Here is an 11,894-nt window from a genome sequence, read left to right as displayed (position 1 = left end):
AATCTCGCGAGGCCGCGGTCACCGGCTCAGGCCGCGGGGGGCGCGCCGAGCGCGGCCTCGACGCTCGGGTAGAGCCGCAGCACGGTGTCGACCCTGACCAGCTCGAACAGCCGCGTGACGGCGGGTCCGGGGGCGGCGATCCGCAGGTCCGTCCGCTGATGGAAGATCATCACGAGCCGCAGGAACGAGGAGTCGCCGAAGGTGACGCCGCGGGCGTCCAGGACCACCGCGCTGTGCCCGGCCGCGGCGTCCTCGAGTTCGGCGGCGAGGGGGCCGAGCGTTTCGGCGTCGAGGTCTCCCCTGGCCTCGACGACCGGTGGCGGCACCGGGCCGCTCTCGTGTGATGACATGCAGGAAGTATGCCGAAGGTCCGGTCGCCGCGGACGGCGGGCGGACCGCCGCTCCGGCGGTCCCGAGCGCTCGGGCGGCGCGCGGGTGCGCACACGGGCGGCGTACGATCCCGGGGCAGCAAGAGGTCGCGGAGGAGGATGTCCGGTGCGCACGAGTGAGGTCTACGGTCGTGAATCGGGCACGATCGCGCGCGCACGCATGTGCATGGCGGCCTTCCTCGACGGCGTCCGCGCGCGGACCGGGGTCTCGATCCCGCAGCATGTCACCGACGCCGCCCAGCTCGTGGTCAGCGAACTCGTCACGAACGCCGCCAAGCACACGTCGGGCCCCTACGGCCTGGACCTGGAGTTCGCCGGCCACGGGGTGGAGATCACCGTGTGGGACAGCTCCCCCGAGCCGCTGGTCGCGATGAGCCCCGATCCGCAGCGCATCGGGCGGCACGGGCTGGAGATCGTCTCCGCGCTGACCGAGGCCGTCTCGTCCACGGCGACCGACCGCGGCAAGTCCGTCACCGTCCTGCTGCGCCTGCCCGTGGCCGACCCGGCCTGATTCACCACACCGTCACTCAGCGTGACGCTGAGCCGGGAGGGTGAAAAGCGGCCGGGGAATCCGCGCGGCCGGCGCGGTCCGGTCGTGGAGGACGCGGATCAGGGCACACATAGCCCGAGGCGCGGCGGGTCCTGCGGTCGCTTCGACCGGTGGCGGCGTGCGGCGCGACAACGAGGAGGATGTGCAGTGGCGGATTTCCTGACCGATATCGAGACCATCCGCGAGCGGGCCCGCCAGGAGATCGGCAAGGGGCCGGTGACCGACGCCTACGGGGCCGACCTCCCCCGGGTGCTCCAGGTCCTCAACGAGGCGCTGGCCACCGAGATCGTCTGCACCCTGCGCTACAAGCGCCACTACTACACGGCGACGGGGATGTACTCCGAGCCGGTCGCCGCGGAATTCCTGGAGCACGCGCAGGAGGAGGAGCAGCACGCCGACAAGCTGGCCACCCGCATCGTGCAGCTCGGCGGGGAGCCGGACTTCAACCCCGACACGCTGACCGGGCGCTCCCACGCGGAGTACGACGCGAGCGCCGGTCTGGTGACGATGATCGAGGAGGACCTGGTGGCCGAACGGGTCGCCATCGCCTCGTACACCGAGATCGTCAAGTGGCTCGGCGACCGCGACCCCACCACGCGGCGGGTCTTCGAGGACCTGCTCGCGCAGGAGGAGGAGCACGCGGACGACCTGCGCGGGCTGCTGGAGCGCCTGCCCGCGGAGCGCCGCGGCGGCTGAGCGGTGCGCCCTCCGCGGACCGGCGCCGGGTGTGGACCGTGTGCCCGGTGTCAGTCCGCGGGCTCGTCCGGGGTGTCGGTCGCCGGCGCGGGGCCAGGCCGGGCGGCCGGGGTGTCCTCGCGGCGGTCCGACGGTCGGCTGTCGGCGGCCGGAGCGCCCGCGCCTGGCAGGTCGGGGACCTGGACGACGGGCGGCAGATCGGGCGTGGCATGGGTCGGACGAGATGTGGTCATACCGACATGTCTACCCCGGACCGCCGCTCATACGGCCCCCATGTCGCCGGGCGGGAGCAGGCGGGCCTTCCCCGGCCGGACAGGCGGGCCCACCCCGGCGGCGGCGTGCACGGCGCCCCCGACGCGAACGCCGCCCGCGCCGCCCCGCGCGGCCCGGTCGCCAGGTCCGCGGTCGCCTCCACCCAGCGGGCCCTGGCCCGGCGCCGGCCTTCTTGACGTGAACGCGTCGCAAGTTGACACTGGCGTCTCCGGCGCTCGTGTTGCCCTCCCGGGTCCCGAGACCGGTCGTCCCCTATGCGCGACAACGATGTCTGCGAGCCTCCGGAGGCCTCCTGTGCACCCTCGTTCCGTACGAAAGCCGCACCGGCGCCCTGGAGGGGGCGGCCTGCGCCGGGCGCTGGTCCCCCTCGCGGGGTGTCTGGCGCTGCTGTCCGGGCTGCTGGCCGCCGCCGCGGCCGGGGCGCCCGCGGCCGGCGCCGCGGCGGTGTCCGTCACCGACGGCAGCGCGCGCTTCGAGGTCCTCACCCCGACGCTGATCCGGCTGGAGTACGCCGGCGACGGCGCCTTCCAGGACGGCGCCACCTTCAACGCGGTCAACCGCTCCTTCGCCCCGCCCGCCTACACCACCGACGTGACCTCCGACGGCTACCGGGAGATCAGGACCAGTGCGCTGACGCTGCGCTGGAAGCAGGGCAGCGGACCCTTCACGGCGGCCAACACCACCGTCGCGCTGACCGCGACCGGCGTCCAGGCCGAGCCCGCCTTCCCCTCGTACTGCGCCCTCGGCGCCGCGTGCGAGGCCGAGGACGCGCTGTTCAGCGGGCGCGGCGCGGTGGCGTACGACCACAGCGGCCACACCGGGAGCGGCTTCGTGGCCGGCTATGAGGCCACCGGCAGCGGGATCAGCCAGGACGTCTCGCAGATCCCGGCCACCGGCGACTACCGGCTCCAGGTCCGCTACTCCAACGCGGCGGGCGGCACCGGCACCCTGTCCACCCGGGTCAACGGCGCCGCGGGACCCGCGCTGAGCCTGCCCGCGACGTCCTCCTGGGACGCCTGGTCCACCGCCTCTGCGACCGTGCACCTCACCGCGGGCACCGACACCCTGGCACTGGTGCAGAACGCCGGCGACACAGGCCGGGTCAACCTCGACAGCCTCGCCGTCACCCCCGTCGCCACCACCGCGTACCCGGCGGCACAGACCGACCTGACCACCACCGGCTACGGCGCCGGGCCGACCGACACCCTCGGCGGCTGGTCGCGGACCCTGGACAACCCCAGGACGCTGCCGGTGCCCGAGCACCCCGGCATCCTCGACCGGCACGGCTGGTACCTGCTCGACGACAGCCGCAGCGCCCTGCTCGGCGCCGGCCACACGGTCACCGACCGTCCCGGCCACGGCGGCAAGCCCTACCAGGACGGCTACTTCTTCGGCTACGGCCAGGACTACAAGCAGGGCCTGTCCGACCTCAACGCCCTGACCGGCGGCACGGACCTGCTGCCGCAGTCGGCGTACGGGGTCTGGTACTCGCGCTACTACGCCTACAGCACCGCCGACTACCAGAACACGCTGCTGCCGGCCTTCCGCGGCCACAACACCCCGATCGACTGGCTCGTGGTGGACACCGACTGGAAGTCGCCGACCCAGTGGAACGGCTGGAACTGGAATTCCGCGCTCTTCCCCGACCCGCAGGCGTTCGTGAACTGGACCAAGCAGCAGGGCCTCGCGGTCGCGATGAACATCCACCCGAGCATCAACGGGGACGACCCGAGATTCGCCGCCGCCAACAGCCAGGCGGGCGGGCTCACCGTCGACAGCGGGAACACCTACCGCTTCGACTGGTCCAGCCCCTCCCAGCTCGCCGCGTACCTCGGCCTGCACCAGCCCTTCGAGCAGCAGGGCGTACGGGAGTGGTGGCTGGACTACTGCGGCGGCTGCGGCGGTTCCACCGCGAGCGACCCGCACGTCGCCCCCGACAACCTGATCAACCAGGCGTACGCCGACGACGCCGCGGCCAAGGGCCTGCGCGGCTTCTCCTTCGCCCGCCTCGGCGGCTCGGAACAGGGCGGCGACGACAGCAACTACGCCCTCGGACCGTGGTCGGAGCGCCGCACCACCATGCAGTTCACCGGCGACACCCCGGCCACCTGGGACATGCTCGGCTTCGAGGTGCGCTTCACCGCCGACGAGGCCGCCGCGGGCCTGTCCAACGTCAGCCACGACATCGGCAGCTTCCACGGCGGCCACCTGCCCGACGACCTGTACGTACGGTGGCTCCAGTTCGGCGCCTTCCAGCCGATCGACCGCCTGCACTCCGACCACGGCGACCGGCTGCCGTGGAATTACACCGGCGCCGCCGAGACCGCCGCCGAGCAGGCGCTGCGGCTGCGCGAGTCGCTGGTGCCGTACACCTACACGCTGGCGCGGCAGGCCAACACCACCGGTGTCCCCATCGTGCGCCCGATGTACCTCGACTACCCGGCGCAGGAAGCCGCCTATCACGCGCAGGGCCAGTACCTGTACGGCGACGACGTGCTGGTCGCGCCGGTCACCGCCCCGAACGACACGTCGGGCAACGGCTCGGCGTCGGTGTGGGTCCCGCCGGGCACCTGGACCGACTACTTCACCGGCCACACCTACACCGGTCCCGCGACCGTGACGATCACCGACCCGCTCGGGCAGTTCCCGGTGCTGATCAGGGGCGGCGGCATTCTGGCCACCCGCACCGACTACACCGACAACACGCAGCAGCCGCTCACCGCGCTCACCGTCAACGTCGCGGCGGGCGCGAACGGTTCGTTCTCGCTGTACTCCGACGCGGGTGAGGGCGCCGGCTACACCACGGGCCAGTCGGCGACCGCGCCGCTGTCCTGGAACGACACCGCGCGGACGCTCACTATCGGCGCGCAGAGCGGAAGTTGGCCCGGCGCCCCGACCACGCGGGCGTACACACTGCGGCTGTCGAACTCCGCGGCGCCGACCGCGGTGCTCGTCGACGGCGTCCAGGTGCCGGAGACCGGCTGGTCGTGGAATCCGCAGCGCCGCACGGTCACCGTCACCACGGCCGCGCTGCCGCTGAACTCCGCGCACACCGTCGCACTGACCGGCAGCGCGACGGCCAACCCGGCCACCGGCGAGGTCATCGGCTACGCCGGCCACTGCCTGGACGTCCGCGGCGGCGCCGCCACCGACGGGGCCGCCCTCCAGCTGCTCGACTGCAACCACGGCGCGGGCCAGCAGTTCGCGCTCCAGGCCGACTCCACCCTGCGCACGCTGGGCAGTTGCGTCACCGCGTCGGGCGGCGGCACCGGCAACCGCACCCCGGTCGCGCTCGCGGCGTGCGCGGGCTCGGCCGCGCAGACCTGGACCCACCGCACCGACGGCAGCCTGCTCAACCCGGCCTCGGGCCGCTGCCTCGACGTGCCCGACAGCAACCCCGCGCCCGGCGCCGTCCAACTCCAGCTCTACGACTGCAACGGCACCGGCGCCCAGCTGTGGAAGCTGCCGCCGGGCCCGCTCGGCGGCCCCGGCGGCCTGTGCGCCGACGTGGCGAACGCCGACCCGGCCTCGGCGACCCCCGTACAGCTGTGGGGCTGCAACTCCACCGACGCGCAGCGCTGGTCGGCGCCCGGCGACCGTACGCTGCACACGCTGGGCAAGTGCCTGGACGCGGCGGCCGGCGGCACCGCCAACGGCACCCGGGTCCGGCTGTGGGACTGCAACGGCACGGGCGCGCAGGCCTGGACGAGCCGGCCGGACGGCACCGTGCTCAACGCGCAGTCCGGGCGCTGCCTGGACGACGCCGGCGGCCTCCAGCAGCAGGGCGACGCGCTCCAGCTCTACGACTGCAACGGCACCGCGGCGCAGGTCTTCCGCCTGCGCTGACCGCCCGGGCGCCCCTCGCGCCCGGCCCCGGGGTCACTTCAGCGTGCTGCCGGACACGTCCGGCGTCCCTGCGCCGATGTAGAAGACCCCGGGGTAGCCGGCCGTGGCGAAGCCGTGGCTGGGGTTGGAGCGCAGGGTGGAGCGGCGCAGGGCCAGGGTGCCGGTGTGGTCGTTGCTGACGAAGAAGAAGGCGCCGCCGCCCTCCTTGGCGTCGTTGTGCGCGATCACCGAGCCCTCGACGCGGACGGTGTAGCGGTTGCCGTCGGTGTACACCCCTCCACCGCTGCCGCCGCCCGGGGTGCCGCCGCGGGCGGGGTTGGCGCCGCTGCCGACCGCCGAGTTGTAGCTGATGACGCTGTTGAGCACCACCCACGACACCCCGATGCTGCTGAGCGCCCCGCCGTTGGAGCAGACCCCGCCCTCGCCGGGCGCCCCGCCGAAGGTGCTGCCGGTGATGTAGACGGGCAGTCCGTGGTATTGGTCCAGGACGCGGATCGCGGCGCCGCCGAGGTCCGGTCCGCTGCGGTCGCAGCGGTTGCGCACGAAGCGGTCGTTGACGGCCTTGAAGCGCCCGCCGCGCACGAGGATCGCGCCTCCGCCGCCGCCCTCGGCCGTCTCGCCGGTGGAATCGCCGTCGGCGAAAATCAGGTTCTGCACGGTGAGTTCGGGCGTGCTCTGGTCCTGGCAGTGCGAGGTCGTCCACCCTTGCGCCTGGTCGCAGGTGTCCATGGAGAGGATGCGCCGCTTTCCCCCGCCGCTGAGCGTGACCTTGCCGCCGCCGTCGAGGACGACACGGGCCGAGGCGTTGCGCACCTTGGCCGTCGCCTTCATGGTGATCACCACGGGACGCGGTCCGCAGGAGAAGGTGATGACCCCGCCCTTGGCGACCGCGGCCACCACCGCTGCCGAGGTGCAGCTCGCGGAGGTCCCGCTGCCCACGGTCCTGGTCGGCTTCGAGGTGTCGGCCGCCCGCGCGGCGGCCGGCACCGCCGCGTGCCCGTCCGGGTTGCCCGCGGGCGCGGCCGAAGCCGCCTTCGGCGCCGTCGTGGCCGGGGACGGTTCGGGCCGGCGGGTGCTCGACACGGTGGCCGGCGCCGAGGGCGCGGCGCTCGCGGCGGCCGTCGTCACGGACGCGGACGCCGCCGGCGCCCCGGCGTGAGCGGAGCCGCCGCCGGACGCGCCGCAGCCCGTCAGGAGGGCGCAGGCGAGCAGGCAGGCAAGTACGGGGGCCGCGGCGGTCGTGGGGCGCATCGGCCGATGCTACGCCGGTGCCCGCGCGCCGCGGGCACCGGCGGCCCCGGAGGGCGGGCGCGGGCCGGCTACTCGAAGAACTTCAGGCTCCAGCCGGTGTCGGCGGTCGGTCCCGGCACGTTGGCCCGGCTGTAGGTGGTCCCGCCCCACCAGCAGAAGGAGCCGGTGTACCAGTAGCGGTTGTCCCAGGAGTACGGCGTCCCCTTCGGCACCGCGTGGAACATCAGCGGGAAGGTCGGACCGGCGGGCGGGCTGGTGGCGATGTCGCCGTTGAGCAGCACGAAGCTGTGGTGGCCCGGGCCGTTGACGTGCAGTGTGGGGTCCCAGCCGGGCATCATCGTGGCGGCGTCGGAGCCGAACAGGCAGCCGTTCGACTTGTACCAGTCCCACACGTACGTCGGGTCGCCGCCGGACCGCAGCCGCAGGTCGGCCAGGCAGTACTGGTCGCTCCAGCTGCCGTTGGCCGAGTACACGATGTGCAGCTGGCCGCTGGGGTCCTTGACGGCTTCCGGAGCCTCGTTGATGAAGGGGTTGCCGACCACCCGCTCCCAGCTCTCCCGCGGCTGCGAGATGATGAAGCGCGCGCCGGTCGGCGCGGTCGGACTGCCCATCCGGGCGATGTAGAGGTTCTGCTCGACATTGGTATCGCCGGCCCAGCCCGACCAGACGAACCAGCGCTGCCCGGCGAAGGTGAACATCGTCCCGTCGATCGCCCATTTGCCGTCCGGCAGGGCGAGCTGCGTCTCGGCGCCGTATCCGCTGTCCGGGGCGGCGGAGCTGATGACGAACATCCGGTGGGCCGCGCCGGTCCCGGCCGTGAAGTAGATGTAGTAGCGACCGCCGTCGGTGACCAGCTCCGGGGCCCAGACCTCGCCGCGGCCGTGGGTGTCGGACCAGACCTGCCGCGCGGGCGCGGAGGCAAGGGCGGCCGTCGAGGCGGCCTGCCGGACGGCGATCCCGCCGCCGGCGGACTGTACGGAGATGTAGGTGCTCCCGACCCGGATCACACTCGGGTCGGCCGCCCGCAGCGTGGTCTGGCCGGCCCGGGCGGGGGCGCCGCAGACCAGTGGGACCACCGCGGCCAGGGTCGCGGCCAGCGCGAAGGCGGCGGCGCCGCGCAGACATCGGAGAAGCTTCATCGTCCCGTCCCGTGATCGGCCTCCGCTTCGGCGTCGGGGCCGGCGGAGGAACAGCGGACTGGTGGGAGCATGCCTCAGCAGGATCGTAATTAGCCCTGTTCATGTCAATACCATGACCGGACGGGCACCCGGTCCGCGGGGTCCGCGCGGACATGCCGGCGACTGGCATGCCCGGAGCAGGAGTGGGCGGCCGTGTCGGGGTAGGCGCCAGGAGCGGCCGGTTTTGTGCGGTCGACTTGTCACGGTTGCGGTAGGACGGTGCGGTCGGCAACGGCCGCGGTCGGGGGCAATCGTCGTTCCAAGGGTGGTGTGGTGAGTATCAGCGAGGTCTACAACGGCGAGCCGGCGGACATCGCCGCTGCCAGGCGCCTTGCGGCGGAGCTTTTCAGCGGTCTGACCAGGTCGGGGAGGCCGGTGTCCGCCACGGTGGTCGCGGATGTACACCTGGTGGTCAGTGAACTGGTCACCAACGCGGTGAAGCACACCCGGGGCTTGTTCGGCCTGGATCTGCGCGTCGCCGACGACGTGGTGGAGATCATGGTGTGGGACACCTCGGAGGAACCCGTCGCGGCGATGACCCCCGACCCGGCCCGGGTGGGGCGGCACGGCCTGGAGATCGTGACGGCGCTCTGCGGCAGCTTCAAGGTGGCGGCCACGCCCAAGGGAAAGCGGATCACCGCGCAGATGGCGCTGCGGCCCGTGGCCTGAACGACCTCCGCCGCGGTCTCGCGGGAGCACGCAAGGCCGCAGCGGGACCCGCCGCGGCCTTGCGGAGTGGGTCACGATCGGCACGGAGCCCGCCGCGTTCCTCCGGAGACGGGCGGCATGCCGCGAGACGCCCGGCGGGGAGACATACGGCGGCTGCGCGCGACCACGGAGGTCGCGCGCAGCCGTTGCTCGTCCCCGGCTTCCGGGTCGCTCACGCCTCGGTGAGCATCCCGGCGCGGAGCTTGGCCAGCGTGCGGGAGATCAGCCGCGAGACGTGCATCTGGGAGTAGCCGAGTTCGGCGCCGATCTCTGCCTGGGTCATCTCCTGGCCGAAGCGCAGCTGGAGGATCAGGCGTTCCCGGTCGTCCAGCTTGCCCAGCATCGGCGCGAGCGCGTGGAAGTCCTCGACCAGTTCCATGGCCGGGTCGGGGGCGCCGATGGTGTCGGTGTAGGAGCGGCCCGCGTCCTCGCCCTCGTCGCCGCCGGCAGGTACGTCGATGGAGCCCGCGGTGTAGCCGTTGGAGGCCACCAGGCCCTCGATGACGTCTTCCTCGGTGATCTCCAGGTAGGCGGCGAGTTCGGCGACGGTGGGCGGGGCGTCCAGGACAGCGGTGAGGTGGTCGCGGGCCTTGGCCAGCTCCACCCGCAGCTCCTGGAGGCGCCGCGGCACATGCACCGCCCAGGAGGTGTCGCGGAAGAACCGCTTCATCTCCCCGACGATGTACGGCACCGCGAAGGTCGTGAACTCCACCTCGCGCGACAGGTCGAACCGGTCGATCGCCTTGATCAGCCCGATCGTGCCGACCTGGAGGATGTCCTCCATCTCCTCAGGACCGCGGCCCCGGAAGCGGCGCGCGGCGAACCGCACCAGCGACATGTTCATCTCGATCAGCGTGCTGCGCGCGTACGAGTACGCGGCCGTGCCCTCTTCCAGCGTCTGGAGCCGGTCGAAGAACAGCTTCGACAGCTGCCGGGCGTCCTTGGGCGCGACCTTTCCCGCCTCTTCGATGAACGGCAGCCCGTCCACGGCCGGAACACTGTGGAAGGGCTGCGCCGTCTTCGTCGTTGTTCCCGCGCCGTATGTGGTTGCCGTCATGTGGTCGCCCAACGTTGTCGAATAGGTCGAGGGCCGTCTACCCGGCATCACACACGGCACACCCGGAGATTTCCGGGAACTTCGCGCCGCCTCGTACCGGTTCACTCCCGGTTCGTTACCGGACCTGGTGAATTCCTGGGTCCGGGTGTGGAAAAATCAGCGCGTCAGAGGGCGTTCGAGTTGCGGAGCGGTCATGAATGCCAGTCCCGTCCCCGAGGGCGAGCCGGTGCTGAGAGTCACCGTCGCGCTCGGCGAGCCCAGTGTGGTCACCGTGTCGGGAGACGCGGACCTCGACGGGCAGTCGGCCCTGCGCGAGGCCGTGGCCCGAGCGCTGGCCCACCACCCGCACCTGGTCTTCGACCTGGCCGGGGTCAGCTTCGCCGACTCGACCTTCCTGACCGTTCTCGCCACCGCCCGCCTCGCGGCGCTCGAACAGGCCGGGAGCGTCAGCCTGCTGGCCGTCAGCGCGCCGGTCCAGCGTCTGCTCGACCTCACCGGCGCCGCGGTACTCTTCCCCGCCGTCGCGCCGGGCCGGCCCGAGGGGTCCTGAGCCGCACGTCGTACGCCCGGGCAGGGGGTCAGCGCCGGCCGGCGCGGTGGGGCCGGCGCCGCGGTCCGATGTGCTGGGCGGGCTCGACCGGTTCGACGGGCTCACCCGGCCGCGGCACCCCGGCCCCGGCGCCTTCGGGCAGCGCCCCGCGGTGCAGCTGGCGCCCGACCAGCGCGCCGCCGAAGATGACGAACCCCACCCCGATCAGCCAGCTCTGCACCATCAGCACCGTGCCGACCGGGCCGTACGTCACCGCGCTGGTCAGCGTCAGGGGCGAGAGCACCAGCACCGAGAAGACCCGCAGGCCCACCAGTCCGACCATGGTGCACACCGCGCCGGTGAGCGCCGGGCGCCCGGGGACGCGGTTGCCGAGCAGGAAGCGCTGCCCCCACCAGAAGAAGAGCACCCCGCAGGCCAGGGTGAAGGCGATACGCAGCGCGGTCGCCGGGACACCGCCGTCCAGCACCGTGCCGCTCTGTGCCTCCACGAACAGATACGCGGTCAGCGCCGCCAGCCACACCGCCCGCCGCCAGGCCGCGTGCCAGGGGCTCGCCGGCAGCGCCCAGATCCGCTCGTAGCCGGTCGCCACGCTCGCCGCGAAGGACAGGCCGAAGACCGCCAGCGCCGCCAGGCTCAGCGCGCTGGTGGTGCTCAGCACCTTGCCCGGGGTGGAGAAGAGCCGCCGCACGGTCTCCGCGGGCCCCGCCGACAGGCCCATGCCGTCCACGATCCACTGCGCGAAGCCCGAGCGCTGGTACGGCACAGCCGCCGCCACCACGATGAGCAGCGGCATCAGCGTCACCAGGCCGAGCGCCGCGAAGCCCATCGAGCGGTGCATCAGCTCCATGTCCGCGCCCTGCTGCCAGATCCGGCCCGGCGCCGAGCGCCGCCATGCCTCCCTCGCCCGGTCCGCTCTTCCGGCCACTTCCCCGCTCCCTCCGGCCCCGCTCCCTCCGGCCCCGCGTCGCCTCCGGCGCCCGCGCGGCCCGCACGGATCGCCGTCTGTGCGGATACCCCCCGGCCGACCTCGTACGCGGCGGGTTTCGGCCGGTGCGGCGGGCCGGGAAGCGCTTTTCCGGTACGCATGAGGCGCGTGGCGCGGGGCAGGCGCCTCCTCGGACGAGAGGAGTGAGGTCATGAGCGACAGCGACAAGACGCGGGCGAAGACCGAGCAGGCCACCGGCAAGATCAAGGAGGCGGTCGGCCGCGTCTCCGGCGACCGGGATCTCGAAGCCGAGGGCCGCGGCGACCAGGCCAAGGGCGACGTGCGCCAGGCGGGCGAGAAGATCAAGGACGCCGTGAAGCACGTCCGCGAGGACTGACACCACCGTCGGGACATGACGATTCCCCGCGCCCTGCAGGGCGCGGGGTATCGTCTGTCTCTTATTAAAATATT

The 11,894-nt window shown here is 73.0% G+C and carries 14 protein-coding genes; 8 read left to right on the top strand and 6 right to left on the bottom strand.

Annotated features, from left to right (window positions below; genetic code table 11):
* Nucleotides 1-26: 26 nt before the first annotated feature.
* Nucleotides 27-350, bottom strand: coding sequence for an STAS domain-containing protein (locus V7E46_RS05335; protein ID WP_333767320.1), 324 nt, complete (start codon nt 348-350; stop codon nt 27-29).
* 145 nt (nt 351-495) lie between these two features.
* Here V7E46_RS05335 and V7E46_RS05330 point away from each other — a divergent pair, with 145 nt between their 5' ends.
* Nucleotides 496-900, top strand: coding sequence for an ATP-binding protein (locus V7E46_RS05330; protein ID WP_333767319.1), 405 nt, complete (start codon nt 496-498; stop codon nt 898-900).
* A 186-nt stretch (nt 901-1,086) separates the two neighbouring features.
* Nucleotides 1,087-1,635 (top strand): ferritin-like domain-containing protein, encoded by a 549-nt coding sequence (locus tag V7E46_RS05325; RefSeq protein ID WP_333767318.1) that lies wholly within the window; start codon nt 1,087-1,089, stop codon nt 1,633-1,635.
* A 50-nt stretch (nt 1,636-1,685) separates the two neighbouring features.
* Here the strand turns inward: V7E46_RS05325 and V7E46_RS05320 are convergent, their stop codons facing one another.
* Nucleotides 1,686-1,868 (bottom strand): hypothetical protein, encoded by a 183-nt coding sequence (locus V7E46_RS05320; RefSeq protein ID WP_329172453.1) that lies wholly within the window; start codon nt 1,866-1,868, stop codon nt 1,686-1,688.
* A 6-nt stretch (nt 1,869-1,874) separates the two neighbouring features.
* On the opposite strand from V7E46_RS05320, the gene V7E46_RS05315 reads away from it, so the two are divergent.
* Both V7E46_RS05315 and V7E46_RS05310 read left to right on the top strand, forming a co-directional pair.
* Nucleotides 1,875-2,084 carry a hypothetical protein gene (locus tag V7E46_RS05315; RefSeq protein WP_333767317.1) on the top strand — a complete coding sequence of 70 codons (210 nt, stop codon included), beginning with the start codon at nt 1,875-1,877 and terminating at the stop codon, nt 2,082-2,084.
* Between the two features lie 118 nt (nt 2,085-2,202).
* Nucleotides 2,203-5,754, top strand: a complete 3,552-nt coding sequence (locus tag V7E46_RS05310) for a ricin-type beta-trefoil lectin domain protein (protein WP_333767316.1) — start codon at nt 2,203-2,205, stop codon at nt 5,752-5,754.
* Between the two features lie 33 nt (nt 5,755-5,787).
* On the opposite strand, the gene V7E46_RS05305 is transcribed toward V7E46_RS05310, so the two are convergent.
* Entirely contained in the window at nt 5,788-6,597 is an 810-nt protein-coding gene (locus V7E46_RS05305) for a hypothetical protein (RefSeq protein WP_333767315.1), read from the bottom strand.
* Between the two features lie 25 nt (nt 6,598-6,622).
* Between V7E46_RS05305 and V7E46_RS05300 the strand changes: the two genes are divergently transcribed.
* Nucleotides 6,623-6,913, top strand: a complete 291-nt coding sequence (locus tag V7E46_RS05300; RefSeq protein WP_333767314.1) for a hypothetical protein — start codon at nt 6,623-6,625, stop codon at nt 6,911-6,913.
* Between the two features lie 160 nt (nt 6,914-7,073).
* Here V7E46_RS05300 and V7E46_RS05295 read toward each other — a convergent pair whose 3' ends face one another.
* Nucleotides 7,074-8,144 (bottom strand): glycoside hydrolase family 43 protein, encoded by a 1,071-nt coding sequence (locus tag V7E46_RS05295; protein WP_333767313.1) that lies wholly within the window; start codon nt 8,142-8,144, stop codon nt 7,074-7,076.
* 312 nt (nt 8,145-8,456) lie between these two features.
* On the opposite strand from V7E46_RS05295, the gene V7E46_RS05290 reads away from it, so the two are divergent.
* Nucleotides 8,457-8,852 (top strand): ATP-binding protein, encoded by a 396-nt coding sequence (locus V7E46_RS05290; protein WP_333767312.1) that lies wholly within the window; start codon nt 8,457-8,459, stop codon nt 8,850-8,852.
* Between the two features lie 211 nt (nt 8,853-9,063).
* On the opposite strand, the gene V7E46_RS05285 is transcribed toward V7E46_RS05290, so the two are convergent.
* The gene (locus V7E46_RS05285; protein WP_333767311.1) at nt 9,064-9,948 is read right to left on the bottom strand and encodes a SigB/SigF/SigG family RNA polymerase sigma factor; all 885 of its coding nucleotides are present in this window, start codon (nt 9,946-9,948) and stop codon (nt 9,064-9,066) included.
* Nucleotides 9,949-10,141: 193 nt separating this feature from the next.
* Here V7E46_RS05285 and V7E46_RS05280 point away from each other — a divergent pair, with 193 nt between their 5' ends.
* A complete protein-coding gene (locus tag V7E46_RS05280) occupies nt 10,142-10,498 on the top strand; it encodes an STAS domain-containing protein (protein WP_333767310.1) in 357 nt (118 codons plus the stop codon).
* A gap of 28 nt (nt 10,499-10,526) precedes the next feature.
* On the opposite strand, the gene V7E46_RS05275 is transcribed toward V7E46_RS05280, so the two are convergent.
* Nucleotides 10,527-11,423, bottom strand: coding sequence for a ribonuclease BN (locus V7E46_RS05275; protein WP_329172467.1), 897 nt, complete (start codon nt 11,421-11,423; stop codon nt 10,527-10,529).
* 211 nt (nt 11,424-11,634) lie between these two features.
* Between V7E46_RS05275 and V7E46_RS05270 the strand changes: the two genes are divergently transcribed.
* Nucleotides 11,635-11,820 carry a CsbD family protein gene (locus V7E46_RS05270; RefSeq protein ID WP_333767309.1) on the top strand — a complete coding sequence of 62 codons (186 nt, stop codon included), beginning with the start codon at nt 11,635-11,637 and terminating at the stop codon, nt 11,818-11,820.
* Nucleotides 11,821-11,894: the final 74 nt, after the last annotated feature.

It is taken from the genome of Streptomyces sp. IBSBF 2435 (assembly GCF_036815005.1).
Lineage (GTDB): Bacteria > Actinomycetota > Actinomycetes > Streptomycetales > Streptomycetaceae > Actinacidiphila.
The sequence above is the reverse complement of the archived record's forward strand: the minus strand, read 5'-3'. Positions and strand labels throughout refer to the sequence as shown.